Annotated in this window: 14 protein-coding genes; 5 read left to right on the top strand and 9 right to left on the bottom strand. The window is 64.8% G+C overall.

Annotation, left to right across the window (positions count from 1 at the left end; genetic code table 11):
• Positions 1–63 precede the first annotated feature (63 nt).
• The 6 genes from HBA99_RS10855 to HBA99_RS10830 form a co-directional block, all read right to left on the bottom strand.
• Positions 64–1122, bottom strand: coding sequence for an aminotransferase class I/II-fold pyridoxal phosphate-dependent enzyme (locus HBA99_RS10855; protein ID WP_070924459.1), 1059 nt, complete (start codon positions 1120–1122; stop codon positions 64–66).
• Entirely contained in the window at positions 1101–2114 is a 1014-nt protein-coding gene (locus HBA99_RS10850) for a 3-oxoacyl-ACP synthase III family protein (protein WP_070924460.1), read from the bottom strand. The genes HBA99_RS10855 and HBA99_RS10850 overlap by 22 nt, the downstream gene beginning before the upstream one ends.
• Positions 2111–2770, bottom strand: a complete 660-nt coding sequence (locus tag HBA99_RS10845; RefSeq protein ID WP_030095607.1) for a hypothetical protein — start codon at positions 2768–2770, stop codon at positions 2111–2113. The genes HBA99_RS10850 and HBA99_RS10845 overlap by 4 nt, the downstream gene beginning before the upstream one ends.
• Positions 2757–4457 (bottom strand): thiamine pyrophosphate-binding protein, encoded by a 1701-nt coding sequence (locus tag HBA99_RS10840; RefSeq protein ID WP_070952246.1) that lies wholly within the window; start codon positions 4455–4457, stop codon positions 2757–2759. The genes HBA99_RS10845 and HBA99_RS10840 overlap by 14 nt, the downstream gene beginning before the upstream one ends.
• A gap of 216 nt (positions 4458–4673) precedes the next feature.
• Complete coding sequence (locus HBA99_RS10835) at positions 4674–5420, bottom strand: anti-sigma factor family protein (RefSeq protein WP_030095605.1); 747 nt, start codon at positions 5418–5420, stop codon at positions 4674–4676.
• A complete protein-coding gene (locus tag HBA99_RS10830) occupies positions 5417–5899 on the bottom strand; it encodes a sigma-70 family RNA polymerase sigma factor (protein ID WP_070951065.1) in 483 nt (160 codons plus the stop codon). The genes HBA99_RS10835 and HBA99_RS10830 overlap by 4 nt, the downstream gene beginning before the upstream one ends.
• 149 nt (positions 5900–6048) lie before the next feature.
• Here HBA99_RS10830 and HBA99_RS10825 point away from each other — a divergent pair, with 149 nt between their 5' ends.
• A complete protein-coding gene (locus tag HBA99_RS10825; RefSeq protein ID WP_070930603.1) occupies positions 6049–7209 on the top strand; it encodes a hypothetical protein in 1161 nt (386 codons plus the stop codon).
• 2 nt (positions 7210–7211) lie between these two features.
• On the opposite strand, the gene HBA99_RS10820 is transcribed toward HBA99_RS10825, so the two are convergent.
• Complete coding sequence (locus HBA99_RS10820; protein ID WP_030095603.1) at positions 7212–7817, bottom strand: maleylpyruvate isomerase family mycothiol-dependent enzyme; 606 nt, start codon at positions 7815–7817, stop codon at positions 7212–7214.
• 139 nt (positions 7818–7956) lie between these two features.
• Here HBA99_RS10820 and HBA99_RS10815 point away from each other — a divergent pair, with 139 nt between their 5' ends.
• On the top strand, positions 7957–8832 hold the full coding sequence (locus HBA99_RS10815) for a class I SAM-dependent methyltransferase (RefSeq protein WP_070951066.1): 876 nt from the start codon (positions 7957–7959) through the stop codon (positions 8830–8832).
• A 9-nt stretch (positions 8833–8841) separates the two neighbouring features.
• On the opposite strand, the gene arc is transcribed toward HBA99_RS10815, so the two are convergent.
• On the bottom strand, positions 8842–10650 hold the full coding sequence (gene arc / locus HBA99_RS10810; protein ID WP_070917110.1) for a proteasome ATPase: 1809 nt from the start codon (positions 10648–10650) through the stop codon (positions 8842–8844).
• A gap of 145 nt (positions 10651–10795) precedes the next feature.
• On the opposite strand from arc, the gene HBA99_RS10805 reads away from it, so the two are divergent.
• Both HBA99_RS10805 and lppK read left to right on the top strand, forming a co-directional pair.
• Positions 10796–11341, top strand: a complete 546-nt coding sequence (locus tag HBA99_RS10805; RefSeq protein ID WP_227457848.1) for an MTB12 family secreted protein — start codon at positions 10796–10798, stop codon at positions 11339–11341.
• Between the two features lie 106 nt (positions 11342–11447).
• Positions 11448–12026 carry a lipoprotein LppK gene (gene lppK, locus HBA99_RS10800; protein WP_064408627.1) on the top strand — a complete coding sequence of 193 codons (579 nt, stop codon included), beginning with the start codon at positions 11448–11450 and terminating at the stop codon, positions 12024–12026.
• An 18-nt stretch (positions 12027–12044) separates the two neighbouring features.
• Here lppK and HBA99_RS10795 read toward each other — a convergent pair whose 3' ends face one another.
• Entirely contained in the window at positions 12045–12881 is an 837-nt protein-coding gene (locus tag HBA99_RS10795; protein WP_030095598.1) for a tRNA (adenine-N1)-methyltransferase, read from the bottom strand.
• Between the two features lie 297 nt (positions 12882–13178).
• Between HBA99_RS10795 and HBA99_RS10790 the strand changes: the two genes are divergently transcribed.
• Positions 13179–14522, top strand: coding sequence for a DEAD/DEAH box helicase (locus HBA99_RS10790; protein ID WP_064410261.1), 1344 nt, complete (start codon positions 13179–13181; stop codon positions 14520–14522).
• Positions 14523–14541 lie beyond the last annotated feature (19 nt).

Raw genomic sequence — 14541 nt, 5'->3', positions numbered from 1 at the left:
CGCGGCAGTCCTTGCCGTTTCGGGGCCGGCAATCGGGGGGACGGATCGCCGCGGCCAACCAGTCTATGACGCCGGTCTACTCAACTGCGGCGCTGCGCTTTCGCCGATCTCGTCGACCTCCAGCAGCCGCCGCGCGACGATCGCCATTTCTCGTGGGTCGCCGACGGTGAGCCGAACACCGCCATCGGGATACTCCTTCGCGACAACATCATCGGTTCCCAGGATGGACATCCAGCGCTCGCCGTCACCGCGCGCCGGCAGATACACGAAATTGGCATGCGACTCCGGGATATGCGCACCCATCTGAGCGAGCCGTTCCCTGAGCCGATCACGCTCGTAGACAATAGAATCGACCCGCAGTCGCAGCTCGTCTTCGGCCGCATACGAGGCGGCCACCGCCACTGCCGCCGCACGGTTCATGCCGAATGGGAGCTGGTATCTACGAATGACACCACAGACCGCGGGAGCGGCCAACCCATAGCCGATCCGCAGCCCCGCCAACCCGTATGCCTTCGAGAAGGTACGCAGCACCACCAGGTTCGGGTGTATCGCAAGAAGAAGCGGAACGTCCAGATGTTCGTCGGGATCCACGAATTCGATGTAGGCCTCGTCGAGGATCACCACACTGGTCGGCGGCGCCGCGCGGACGAACTCATAGACCTGGTCCGCGGGTATCAGTGTTCCGGTCGGGTTGTGGGGCCGGCACAGCACCACGGCGGCGGCATCGGCGTCATACGCCGCACCCAGTAGCTCATCCAGATCTGTGATCCCGTTATCTGCCAGCGGAATCGGAACCTGGATCAACCCGGCGATATCGGCCAGTATCGGATAGCCGTCGAATGTCGGGTGCGCAAACACCAGCGAATCGCCCGGCTGACAGAGCGCCTGCAGCACCTGCAGCGCGACGCCGGTGGCGCCGACGCCCACCACCACTTCTTCCGGTGTCATGCCCACCCGTTCGGCGATCAGTCGCGGAAGCACCACGGGCAAGAACTCGGGGTATCTGTTCACCTCCGCAATGTCATGCCTGAGCGCATCGCGCACCGATGGCAGTGGACGATAAGGATTCTCGTTCAATGCCAATCGGAGTGGACTGACCGTCACAGGCCCCTCCCTCCCCACCGCACGGCCGCCGCTGCCGCATAGTCACCGGCGTGGGCGAAACCTGCCAGCATCACCGTGTCGCCGGACTTGACCTGACCGTCGGAGATCGCCTGATCGAGAGTGTGCGGAATGCCCACCCCGAAGAGGTTGCCGCACTCGTCGAAGGTGTCCGGGTGCTTCTCCCGGGGCAGCTGCAGGGCATCGCGCCAGTTCCGCAGAAATATGCGGTTCGGCTGGTTGGTCACCAACGCGTCCAGATCCGTTGACGGAAGTCCGATTCGATCGCAGACGGCCAGGGCCACCTCGGGCACCATGCGATTGCCACGGGCCAGCACCTTGCTGATCTTGTGCTCGGTGAACGCCACCCTCCCCTGCCCTGCCCCGGCCTCCCAGTACTTGCGATGAGGCGTCACCGCGTACGTCATGTCGCCCGCGAACTCGCCGAAGTTCCGCGTCTCGATGCCCAGTACCGGGGAAGTCCCATCGCGGGTGATCAGCGCCGCGGTGGCGCCGTCCCCCGGAATGGAAGCCTGTGCGGTGGAGCGCACCTGCTCTTGTACGAAGATCTGGCCGGCCGCATTCTGCATGTTCACGATGAGGGCCGAACGGGCGCTCGACGAGTCCATCATCTGCTGCACGAGCTTGAGCATCAGAACGAACGAGACGCAGCCACCGTTGTGTATGTCCAAGATCCATTCCGGGCGGATCTGCAGCCGGTTCGCCACCTCCCCACCGCAACCCACGAAGGGTAGGTCGGGCAGCTGGGTATGTGTCAGCAGAATGTCCACCTCGTCCAGCACGCTGTCGCCGTGCCGATCCTTGAGTCCGGCGACCGCACGTTCGGCCATGTCCACCGCGGACTCGTCGGCGGCGACGTGATGCCGGAAGGCCGGGCTGCGGAACATGACGTTCTCCGCCAGATCGTCATCCTTGGCGTACTGCGCGAAGTAATCGGCGCTGACCCGGTTCTCGGGAAGATAGCTGGAGATGTCGAAGATGCTAATGGTCATTTCATCCACTCCGGAACGATCGGAAGCCCATGGCTGTGGCGATACTCGGCGATGGCCTTGAGGTTCAGCAGTTCCAGCAGGTGACCCGCGCCGAACATGTCCCAGAAGTCCCCCACCCACGGCTTACGTTGGGGCGGAGCGGTTTCTGGATAGGGGTTCTCGTCGTAGAACGGATGGTGGCAGTTGGTCCACAGCACGACCGAGCCCGGCTTGTTAAGCACGATCTGCGCGTCGACCACTCGCATGAGGTAGATCATCCAGAGGTGATCGCCCTGATCCCAGGCACAGTGATAATCGACGGTTCCGGATTCGGCGTTCGATTCCGTGCGGGTGTAGATCAGCGTGTCCGATCCCAAACGGTCATGTGCGACCCACAACCCGGGCTCATCGGTCTCCTCGAAGCCGCGCAGGCTGTAGGTCCACTCCTCCAGGCAACGAGTGTCGGACAGGTAGCGGTGCAACTCGTCGGGCGGGCAGTCCACATACTCCTGGACCGTGCAGAACGGGCCGAACACCTGGTCATGCGGATACACCGACCGCATCATGTCCATGATGATCGGCGTCGCCTTCTCGCGTGGCGAGGTCTCGATCCGATGCACCCCGGGCAATGCGTCCTCGGTCCCGGCATCGGCAGCGATATCGCTAAGCGCGGGCAAGGCTTTCAGGCCAGGCTTGGATGCTTCGGCAATCGTGTCGGTCATGCGTTTTCTCCTTAGCGATATCGGATGACAAGAACGGGGCAAACGGGGGTATCTCGTCGGTGGAACAGATGACCTCCACCACAGCGGGACCGCCATGGGCCATCGCCGCATGCATGGCGGCCTCGAAATCGGCCACCGTATCGGCCGAACGGCACATCAGACTCGGGAACATCGCGCCCATCCCGGCCCCGATATGCGAGGGCGTGAACCGGTTGAAGCTGTACTCCCCTCCGTAATACAGCTGCTCACGGGTGACGCACATGGCGTGTGCGTTGTTGTTGACAATGACGAATGTCACCGGCAGCCGGTGCTCGATCGCCGTGTGAATCTCCATGCCGTGCATGAAGAATGCCCCGTCCCCCGCGACCACCACGGTGCGGCCGCCGCGCGCGAACGCACAGCCGATGCCCGCACCGAAGGCGTACCCCATGCCGCCCACACCGAGTGCGACAACATAACGGCCCCGGTGCCGGGCGCCCAGGTAATGCACCGCGGCAGCGCCGGTGTTACCCGCATCGACGAAGATATCCGCCTCCGCAGGAATCACCCGGTCGAGAACGTGCATGCCATCGTGGTACCTGACACCGTCGCCGTCATGCTCGGGCGGTTCCAGATGGGTTGGTGCGTAGAGCGTTTCACTGTCCAACGAGTCCGAACGCGCCGGCACAGCGGCGGCGAGCTGGGCCAGGGTCGATGACAGGTCCTCGGTCTGCAGGTGGCGGGACGGGATATGTGGTGTCGCCGAACCGATCGAGAGCACCGGCGTCGTCGCGAAGTCGACACCGCCTCGGGTCATCACGGGCATGGTGGTCCCGATGCAGACACACGTCACACCGTGGCGCAGTACCCTTTCGACGGCCGGGTGTCCCATCACCCCGATGACGCCCAGCAGCCGTGGATCATCGCCGTCTACAGCATCTTTGGCGTCGGGCGACACCGCGACAAAGGCATCGAGACGATCGAGGAGATCCGATAGCTCGCCGCGGGCATTGTGTCGTGCCACCTCCGGCCCCGCTACCACCAGCACCCGTCCCGGCGCATCGGCCAGATGCTTGGCGAAGTCGGCAAGCTGTGCGGGCACCGCTCCAGGCCGCACGTGCGGCTCCGGCAGCTGTGGTGTGGCGTGCAGGCGCGCCTGCTGGACGTCTTTAGGTATCAAGAGAACCGCCGGCAGACCGTCCCGAAGCGCGGCCAGGGCATGACCGAGCGCCTCGGCGATTTCCTCGGGATTTTCCACTCGGGTGCAGTAGCCGGAAATGGGCCGGAAAACCGCCTGCAGATCCATGCTCCCGGCGCGCCCACTCCCATCCTGGAACGCCCCGTTACCCTCCAGCGGGCGCGGCGGCTGGCCCACGATCGCCAGCACCGGCACCCGGCTCGCATACGATTCAGCAAGCGCAGGAACAAGATTGACAGCGCCGCCGCCTGAGGTCGCGGCCACTACGCTCATCCGCGAGGCGGCACGCGCATAGCCGTCGGCCATGGTGCCGGCCGAGAACTCGTGCTTGGCGACGACGGCCTGGATACCCGGCGCGTAGTGCACGGCATCGTAGAGATCCTCGATGTTCGCACCGTCGACCCCGAAGACGACATCGACATGGTGACGACGCAACTCCAGGACGAGCCAGTCGACCAAGCGCATGGTCCCGTTCCCGAGCGCGATATCGCCGGCCATACGGCTCCGGGCACGTATCGGGGTGGTCATGACTAGTACACGACTGTCACACGTGACCGGTTCAACAATCCGGAAGAAAAAGTGATCGAGTTATCTCAATCATGTGATGGCACAATATGAATCGCGTTTCAGGTAATGCCGATATGGGCACGTCAAAGCACCACGAACCTGATGGGGTAGGCGTCAGCGACGCAGTTCGAGGAACACCAACGGCACGGCGTCACCGTGATTGTCGATCACCTGGACGCTCTCGATCTGATCCTGCGCCACCGGGACGGTCATCGATGTCATCATCGCGGAGCCCGGCTTGGCCGTCCACGAACTGGCGATGATGTTCCCGCCGGCTCGGGTGCCGACGCGCAGTGCATAGGGTGCCGCCGAGTCATCCGGGTCGTCTCCGTATGCCGGATAGCTGCACCACATTTCGATACGGGTGCCGGCACCGTCCTGGACAATGGCCACTTGAGCGCTCAGCGGTGAGGGCGTCACCTGGCGCATCGGCTGCCAATGCTCCCCCGCCGGCAACGAACCCGCGGCGACATTCATCGGTGCGGGCCGGTGATACCACGGCGGCGGCACCAACGAGACCGTCAGCGCGACAGCGGCGGCCACCGCGACCGCACCCACATAGGCGAGCCGGCGCACTGCGCTCTGCCGCCGCCACCGGGCCTGCAGCTTGGGCCACAGCGCCTGTACCGGGCAGCTGGTGGCGGGCTTGGCGAGCACGGGCGGGTCTTCGAGTTCCATCTTCTCGGCGTAACCGCGATCAACCTTGGACAGCAGACCGGGCATGGCTGTCACCTCGGACAGCGCGCGCTGGCAGCTGACACAGTCGACCAGGTGCTGTTCGTATTCACGCCGCTCGGCGGACGAGAGCGCACCCAGCACATAGGCGGCGTCCCAGTCGGCGTAAACATGCTCCACAGTCATCGTGTGACCCCCATTTCCTGCAGCGACAACCGAAGCGCACGCACGCCATAGTGCAGGCGTGACTTGACGGTGCCCTCAGGCACCCCCAGCTCGGCGGATATGTCGGCGACTGAACTCCCCCGGTAATACGCACGCAGGATGACGGCGCGGTGATCGGTGGACAACGTGCGCAGCGCTTCGGCCACCAGCCACGCGTCCAGCGTTGCGTCCACCTGATCGGGAGAGGCGAACTCGGGTGTCTCGGCGGTGGCTATCTCGCTGCGAAAGCGCGAGCTACGTGCGTTATCACGGACCAGGTTGTGGGCGACCGTAAACAGCCATGCCCTCGCCGACCCTTCCGTCTGGTTGACCAGCGTCGGATGCCGCCAGGCTCGCAACAGCACCTCCTGCACGATGTCTTCCGCCAGCGCCGAGTCGTGGGTCAGGTACATGACATAGCGATGCAGCGGGCCTGCGTACTCGTCGTAAAAGGCCCGCATAAGACTCGATGAGCCATTGACGCCGACGCCGTTCGGCCCAGCCTGCCCATCCGCCATGGAACACCTCCGACGGTTACACGATCCGACCGCCCGATTGGTTCAACGTACGCCCGCTTTGCCTCGTCGAACAGCCTTGTCATCATGATCAGGTGCGCAATCTCGACGACATTCACGAATGGTTCCTCTCCCGAGGACTACCCGTCGTGCTCGATCGTCGCGTGCGCTCACGTGAACTCATCGACCGGGCCGCGCCCATGATCGGAGTCGCCGGTGCGGGGGTGGCGCTCTACGAGCTGATCTCCACCGACAACGACACCCGCTCGATTGTGCTGATGATCCTGCTCGGGGTGGTGGCACTGCTGATGGCGGCGCAACCGCTGGTGCTCACCGCACTGCAACGTGTCGGAACCATCCGTGCCGACGTGGTGCGCCGCGCCCTGTCATGGCTCGTCATCGCGATCTTCGTGGTAGCGCTCCCGGCCACCGACACCGGTTCGTGGCCGGAGGCCGCCGCGAAGATGCCCGCCTTCCTGCTGGCCGCGCTGGTGCTCATCTGGTTGACGTACCTGGGTGCCGGGTCGATCGGACTGTGGGCCCTGCGGTACGCATCCACGCAGTTCGGCGCGCTGGGCACGCTCATGTCCCGCGCGCTGCCACTGCTCATGCTGACCGTGGTGGTGTTCTTCACCGGAGAGCTCTGGCAGCTGTCGGCCCGGATCACCCGCGAAAGGCTTTGGCAGACAATCGGCTTCCTGGCCCTCACCGCCACCGTGTTCATGGTCGCCACCGTGCGCGACGAGTTGAACAATCTGCGCGAAAACCGGGCCGAACGTCCCGCGCCCGCCACGCTACTGGCCGGCACCCCACTGGCCGACCTGACCGGAGCCGACGGTCCGGAGCCGCCGCGGCCCGCACTGCGCTGGCCCGAACGGCTGAATGTGCTACTGGTGATGGTGGTTTCGCAGGCGATCCAGGTGGTGTTCTTCACCACCGGGGTGTTCGCGTTCTTCATGTTGCTGGGCATCGTGGCCGTGCCGCACGACGTGATGGCGTTGTGGTCCAATGAGGCCGCATGCCCGTCGGGAGCAGCGCCGCCATGTTCGGGCACCTGGTACGGGATTCGGATCGGCGTGCCACAGACTCTGATTCATATGTCGCTGTTGGTCGCGGTGCTGTCGGGGCTGTACTTCACCGTCAACAGCAGCATCGATCCGCAGTATCGGACACGTTTTTTCGAACCGTTGATCGCCGATGTGGCGGTAAGCCTCGCCGGACGCGACGTGTATCTATCGGCCTCACAACGGATCTGACCTCAGCGCATCCGTGCCGCCAGCGTCGGCACACCGTCACCTTCCAGCTCACCGAGCACCACCGGACGGCCCGCCATCGCCAGCACCAGCGCCTCCCCGGTGCCGCACACGTGCGGGCCATTGCCTTTCGCCCAATCCACGTCGTTGGCCATGAACCTCAGCCCCTTGGTGTACCGCTTCGGGTGGGCGCCAAAGTCGGGATGATCCAACGCAAAGACCAGCCGGTCCTCGGGAATGGCACGCGGCCTGCCCAGTGGTCGCCGAATATCCTGGTGGTGCACCATGGCGTCGGTATGAAGTGCCGCGGGCGCCATCTTGCCAAACGCTCCGGGCCGCACTGCCGACTCGAAATGGTGCAACAGCTCTTCATTCGACAGGTGACCGGTGCGCTCCACCAATGCATCGTTGAGCTTGTTGATCGATGGGTTCCGTAGCGCGGTCCCCAGATAGACACCCAGCGATACCGCGTCGACGGCGGCGTGTGCCACGACATCGCGGACCCGCCAGCCCGCGCACAGTGACGGAGCCAACCAATCGTCTTCGGTCAATGTGTGCAGGAACTCGGCCAGGCTGGTGCGCTCGGCGGAAAGCATTTCTCGGGGTTTCATGGTCTTCACGGATACCTCCTCGGGCTGTACTCGCCATGCTAGGAAGACCGCACTGACCAGCACCGCCTCCGCATGCCACGCACTGCCAGATGATGCCAATGCCCCCTCGCGGGCCCACCGGACTTTCTATCCTCGCGATATGTCTGGACGCCGGCTCGACCAAACCGCAAGTCTGACCGCACAGTTCAACGCGTGGCAGCGCGCTGCCGAGTCGATGCAGCGCGATGGCCTGCTGAACGATCCACAGTCCGGATGGTTCGTGACCCATCCGCTGCTGCGTGCGGCACTGGCATCTCCCACCGTGGCCAGGTGGGGCCTGCGTCTGGTGGACCGATGGTGCGCGGGCCTTCATGCCCTCATCGTGCTGCGCCGCCGGGTGTCCGACGACGAAGTGCGGTCCGCCGCGCGATCCGGCATCGGTCAAGTGGTGATGCTGGGGGCGGGCTTCGACACCTCGAGTCAGCAGCTCGGTTCCCTGCCCGTCACCGTATTCGAGGTCGACGCACCCACCACCCAGCAGGCGAAACAACATCTCATCGCCGAACACCGCGGTGATGAGTCGCGGCTGGCCTGGGTCCCCTGCGATTTCGAGCGCGATGACCTGACGTCGCGTCTGCTTGGCGCCGGATTCGATACGGCCGCACCCTCACTCGTGGTGTGGCTCGGCGTGACCTACTACCTCACCGAGGCCGCCCTCGAGTCGACCCTGGCGCAACTGACGAAGCTCTGCGCACCGGGAAGCAGGCTCGTCCTGGATTACGGTGATCCCGATATCGTCGGCCCCGACAGTCGCCGTCGCGAAGTCCGGCGCGGATCGCGGTCCGTCTCCCGGCGCGGCGAGCCGTACCGCACGGGCATGACGGCGAGACAGGCCGACGAACTGCTTGCGCGCCAAGGCTTTCAGACCACCGAGCAGCTGCGGATACCCGAGCTGCTGCGTCGCTACGATCCCACCGGCGCGCGTGCACTCGCACCCGGCGACTGGACCACGGTGGTCACAGCCCGCCGCGGGTGAGCACGGTGCCTACAGGTACTGGCCCAGGCTCGATTCGGTGTCGATGGCGCGGCTGGCGCTGGAGCTCTTGCCGGTGACCAGCGTACGGATGTAGACGATGCGCTCGCCCTTCTTGCCCGAGATCCGTGCCCAGTCATCCGGATTGGTGGTATTGGGCAGGTCCTCGTTCTCGGCGAACTCGTCGACGATCGAGTCGAGCAGATGCTGAATACGCAGACCCTTCTGACCGGTCTCCAGCACCGCCTTGATGGCGTTCTTCTTCGCGCGGTCCACGACGTTCTGAATCATGGCGCCGGAGTTGAAGTCCTTGAAGTACATGACTTCCTTGTCACCGTTGGCGTAGGTGACCTCCAGGAAACGGTTGTCGTCGATCTCGGCGTACATCCGGTCCACGACCTTCTCGATCATGGCCTTGATGGTCAGCCCGCGATCGCCGCCGAATTCCGCCAGATCGTCGGTGTTCACCGGCAGTTTGTCGGTGAGGTACTTGGAGAAGATGTCTTGCGCAGACTCCGCATCCGGCCGTTCGATCTTGATCTTCACGTCGAGGCGGCCGGGCCGCAGGATCGCCGGGTCGATCATGTCTTCACGGTTGGAGGCGCCGATGACGATGACGTTCTCGAGGCCCTCGACACCGTCGATCTCGGACAGCAGCTGCGGCACGACCGTCGTCTCCACATCGGAGCTGACGCCGGTACCACGAGTGCGGAAGATCGAGTCCATCTCATCGAAGAAGACGATGACCGGCGTACCGTCCGAAGCCTTTTCGCGGGCCCGCTGGAAGATCAGGCGGATATGCCGCTCGGTCTCGCCGACGAACTTGTTGAGCAGCTCCGGGCCCTTGATGTTCAAGAAGTAGGACTTGGCCTCGCGCGAGTCATCGCCACGCAGCTCTGCCATCTTCTTGGCCAGCGAGTTGGCGACGGCCTTGGCGATGAGTGTCTTTCCGCATCCGGGGGGCCCGTACAGCAGCACACCCTTGGGCGGACGCAGGGCGTACTCCCGATAGAGGTCCTTGTGCAGGAACGGCAGCTCCACCGCGTCGCGGATCTGCTCGATCTGCCTCGTCAGGCCACCGATGTCGCTGTAGCTGACGTCGGGCACCTCTTCGAGCACCAGATCCTCGACCTCGGCCTTGGGAATCCGCTCGAAGGCATATCCGGCCTTGGTATCAACCAGCAACGAATCGCCGGGCCGCAGTTTCCGGGGCTTCAGATCCGCTCCGTCGGCATCCTCGGACACCTCGGAGAGATCGGGCGCGATCAGCGGATCGGCCAGCCAGACGATGCGTTCCTCGTCGGCATGCCCCACCACGAGCGCGCGATGACCGTCGTCCAGCAGCTCCCGCAGCGTGCTGATCTCACCGACCGATTCGAAGTTGCCGGCCTCGACCACCGTGAGCGCCTCGTTGAGGCGCACGGTCTGCCCCCGTCGCAGCTCGGCGGTCTCGATGTTGGGAGAGCAAGTCACCCGCATCTTGCGGCCGGAGGTGAACACGTCCACCGTGTCGTCGGCCTGCACGGCCAGCAACACGCCATAACCGCTCGGCGGCTGGCCCAGCCGGTCAACCTCCTCACGCAGCGCCAAGAGCTGCTGACGGGCCTCTTTGAGGGTGTCCATCAGCTTGGCGTTGCGCGCATTCAGGGAGTCGATACGAGCCTCAAGCTGGTTCAGGTCGCGCAGACGACCGGTGTCACCAGATCCGTGGGCCGCGCTGCCTTCCAGCTCCTGGCGAAGGGCCGCAACCTCTCGACGTAGCCGTTCCAGTTCGGCGGCATCCGGTGTGCCGTACGCCTCTGAACGCTCCGACTCACTCATGATGTCCTCCTTTCCCACACCGAGAATTGGTGCGGTGGATGCTTCAACGCTACCGGCGATTGGCCGCCCGTGCGGGGTCTACCCGTTGCCTGGGACGTCTACGCTGTTAGCGTTCGTCACATTCAGGTCGATCGGAAGGACAACCGTGAGCTCACGAACCGGTATGTCAGGGGTCGCCACGCTGGGTTTACTCGCGGCGGCAGCGGTTGGCTTGGCAGTACCAATGGGCGAGCCGACAGCCAGCTCCGCTGGCCCGACAGCAACGACCACCATGTCCGCGGACATTACCCCCGTGTCCTGGGACGTCCCCATGGACGTGCCCACCGAACCTGCCGACGCGGCACCCACATCCGATGAGCTAAGCGGTTTGCTGTATTCACTCGCAGATCCGGGCGTGTCGGCCCTGGCCAAGGGTGGCCTCGTGGAAGGCGGCATCGGCGCGGGTGAGGCGATTTACGCCGATCGTGCCTTCAAGAGCGCCAACCGTGACGGGTTCCTGCCACTGGCTTTCACTGTGTCCGACATCAAATCCACCGGACCGGGTGTGGCCGCTGCGGCGGTCACCATCACCGGACCCAAGACGCAGGCGTACACGACGAAGATCAACTTCGTGAACCAGGATGGCTGGAAGATCAGCAAGGCCTCGGCGGTTTCGCTGATCCAGGCGGCATCGGGTAAGTCTGGAAGGTAGACGTGTAGGAGGAGGGCTGGATGATCACCACGACCTCGCACGCCGATATCGTCACCGCACTTGGCCGAACGACTTAGCCGATATGCCGAATGGAGTCACCAGGATCATGGCCCGTCACCTTCAACTCGCCGTCGTCGCCGCCGGTGCAGCCGTTCTCGCCCTGACCGCCTGCAGCAGCTCAAACGATAAGGCCGCCCCCGCCAGCGCTTCGGCGACTCAGCCCGCATCCTCGGCGGTGGCCGCCGCTGTCCCGAACCATCCACTGCCCGATCCGGCGGTGCTGACCGATGTCCTCAACCGCCTCGCCGACCCGAACCTGCCGGGTGCCGAGAAGATCACTGCCGTTCAGGGTGCCACTCCCGAGCAGCTGGACAAGTTCACCAAGGCGATCGGCGACGCCGGGTTCTCGCCGTTGTCGTTCACCGTCAAGGACCCGAAGTGGTCGACGGAAACCCAGGGCGACGTCGAAGCCGTCGTCACCATCAACAGCCCCAGCCCGAAGATGGGTGGTTTCGCGGTCCCGATGTCGTTCTCGCCCGAAGGTGAGGGCTGGAAGCTGTCCAAGCGAACCTCCGACCTCTTGCTCAAGACCGGGACATCGCTGGCGGGTACCGCCACGCCGCACGAGGCGCCTCCCGCCGGCGCACCCGCGCCCGAGACACCGGCCCCGGCGCCTACCCCGTAGCGCCCGCTGGCGACGGCTCTAGCTCGGTAGGCGCTTACGCCGCAGCGGTGTCGGAGTGATGGTGCCCGGCGCCAGACGACGCGCACTGACCAGGAACGCGGTATGCCCGCGCATGCTGTGCTCGGGACGCACCGCCAGTCCGACGACGTTCCAGCCGCGCTGCATCGACTCCCAGGACCTCGGTTCGGTCCAGCATTGCTGTTCGCGCAGCGCCTCGACCACGCGCGACAGTTGTGTGACGGTAGCGACGTACACAATGAGCACGCCACCGGGTACCAGCGATTCGGCCACCGCGGGCAAAGTCTCCCAAGGGGCCAGCATGTCCAGGACCACCCGGTCGACGCCACCGGCATCAGCAGCCCGCTCGGCGAGATCACCGATTACCAGCTCCCAGTTGTCCGGTTGCTCCCCGAAAAACGCTGTGACGTTTCGCACAGCATGTTCGGCGTGATCCTCACGAATCTCGTAAGAGATCACCGTTCCCTCGGGCCCCACCGCGCGCAGCAGCGAGCAGGTGAGCGCACCCGAGCCCACACCGGCCTCCAGTACCCGCGCGCCCGGGAAGATGTCGCCGTCATGAACGATCTGCGCGGCGTCCTTCGGGTAGATCACCTGCGCGCCACGCGGCATCGACAACACATAGTCGATCAGCAAAGGACGCAGCACCAGAAACTGGTCGCCGTTGGTCGACTTCACCACGCTGCCCTCGGGGATGCCGATCACCGTGTCGTGTGTGATGGCACCGCGGTGGGTGTGGAATTCCTTGCCCGGCTCGAGCACCATCGTGTAGTGCCGCCCCTTGGGGTCGGTCAGTTGCACGCGATCGCCCACGACAAAGGGCCCGGTCCGAGTCATGCGCTCACCTTGCCAGGTGCGTATCGCGCACCGCGAACTGGGCAGGCCTTGCAGGTAAAACGGGGTCACCCACCAATGTGTTTCGGCACACACGATTTAGCTCTAGAGGCCAAAGGCACGTACTGTCATGGGTAAGCGCCACTGTGCGCCTGCGTCGTAGATCATTCTTTCGTCAGCCAGTCCGCTGATTTCAGGCTTTTCTCACGGCGATCGATGTTGCCCATTGGCAATCTCGCCATCTCGAAGCCTCGAAAGGCGTCATTTCTCATGTCTTCAACCACATTCGCGTCACTCGGCGTGCCCGCAGTACTGGTCCGCGCCCTGCAGCAGGGCGGCATCGACGCCCCATTCCCGATCCAGGCCGCCACCCTGCCGGACACACTCGCCGGCCGTGATGTGCTGGCCCGCGGCAAAACTGGCAGCGGCAAGACCCTTGCGTTCTCCATCCCCGTCGTCGCACGTATCGCCGAAGGCACTCGAGTGCCGGGCCGCCCGCGGGCGCTCGTGCTCGCTCCCACCCGTGAGCTGGCGACCCAGATCAGCGCAGTCATCGAGCCGCTGGCGGCCGCCTACCGCATGAAGGTCACCACCATCTTCGGCGGTGTCTCGCAGCACCGTCAGGTTCAGGCGCTCAAGGCCGGCGTCGACATCGTGGTCGCCTGCCCCGGTCGGCTCGATGACTTACTCAAGCAGCGCCACCTGACTCTGGACGGCGTTGAGATCAGCGTTCTGGACGAGGCCGACCACATGGCAGATCTCGGATTCCTGCCCGTCGTAACGCGGTTGCTCGCCGCGACCCCGAGTTCCGGTCAGCGCCTGCTGTTCTCGGCCACCTTGGATAACGATGTCGACAAGTTGGTCAAACGATTCCTGCACTCCCCCTCCGAGCATTCGGTCGATCCCGTCGATTCCCCGGTTGCCGCGATGACACACCATGTGTTCACGGTCAGCGGCCCCGACGCCAAGCGTGAACTTGTGAACACGCTGGCCTCCGGCACCGGACGGCGCATCCTGTTCATGCGTACCAAGCACCACGCCAAGCGGCTCGCGCATCAGCTCAATCAGTCGGGCATCCCGTCAGTTGACTTGCACGGCAACCTCTCTCAGGGTGCACGCGACCGTAACCTGGCCGCCTTCGCGAACGGCGAAGCACGGGTGCTGGTCGCCACGGATGTCGCTGCCCGCGGCGTGCACGTCGACGATGTCGCTCTCGTCGTGCACGTCGACCCTCCCGCCGAGCACAAGGCGTACCTGCACCGTTCAGGCCGCACTGCGCGCGCCGGTGGCACCGGCGACGTGGTCACGGTGGTACTCCCCGAGCAGCGCCGCGATGTCACACAGCTGCTACGCAAGGCCGCCATCACCGCCACGCCCCAACAGGTGACGGCCCATTCCGATGAGGTCAAGACCTTGGTGGGCGAGGTGGCTCCGTACGTGAAACCTGCTCCCGCACAGAAGGCCAACGGCTCTTCCACGGCGAACGGCCAGCGGTCCCACCGACCCCGCGGCGGCGCCGAGGGACGTCCGGCACGTGCGCCTCGGCGCGGCGGACAGGGCCAAGGCCGCCAGGGGCAGGGTCAAGGGCGTCAAGGCCAGGGACAGCGATCCGCCCGCAGGGCGGGCAACAGCGCCTCCCGGTAACCGACCGGCGCGGGCGATT

The sequence above is a fragment of the Mycobacteroides chelonae genome, assembly GCF_016767715.1.
GTDB lineage: Bacteria > Actinomycetota > Actinomycetes > Mycobacteriales > Mycobacteriaceae > Mycobacterium > Mycobacterium gwanakae.
The sequence above is the reverse complement of the archived record's forward strand: the minus strand, read 5'-3'. Positions and strand labels throughout refer to the sequence as shown.

Coding starts and splice junctions, on each gene's coding strand:
- HBA99_RS10850 (WP_070924460.1), bottom strand. CDS start 2,114: ATGACCATTAGCATCTTCGACATCTCCAGCTATCTTCCCGAGAACCGG.
- HBA99_RS10840 (WP_070952246.1), bottom strand. CDS start 4,457: ATGCGCTTGGTCGACTGGCTCGTCCTGGAGTTGCGTCGTCACCATGTC.
- HBA99_RS10835 (WP_030095605.1), bottom strand. CDS start 5,420: ATGACTGTGGAGCATGTTTACGCCGACTGGGACGCCGCCTATGTGCTG.
- HBA99_RS10830 (WP_070951065.1), bottom strand. CDS start 5,899: ATGCGGGCCTTTTACGACGAGTACGCAGGCCCGCTGCATCGCTATGTC.
- HBA99_RS10820 (WP_030095603.1), bottom strand. CDS start 7,817: ATGAAACCCCGAGAAATGCTTTCCGCCGAGCGCACCAGCCTGGCCGAG.
- HBA99_RS10815 (WP_070951066.1), top strand. CDS start 7,957: ATGTCTGGACGCCGGCTCGACCAAACCGCAAGTCTGACCGCACAGTTC.
- arc (WP_070917110.1), bottom strand. CDS start 10,650: ATGAGTGAGTCGGAGCGTTCAGAGGCGTACGGCACACCGGATGCCGCC.
- lppK (WP_064408627.1), top strand. CDS start 11,448: ATGGCCCGTCACCTTCAACTCGCCGTCGTCGCCGCCGGTGCAGCCGTT.
- HBA99_RS10795 (WP_030095598.1), bottom strand. CDS start 12,881: ATGACTCGGACCGGGCCCTTTGTCGTGGGCGATCGCGTGCAACTGACC.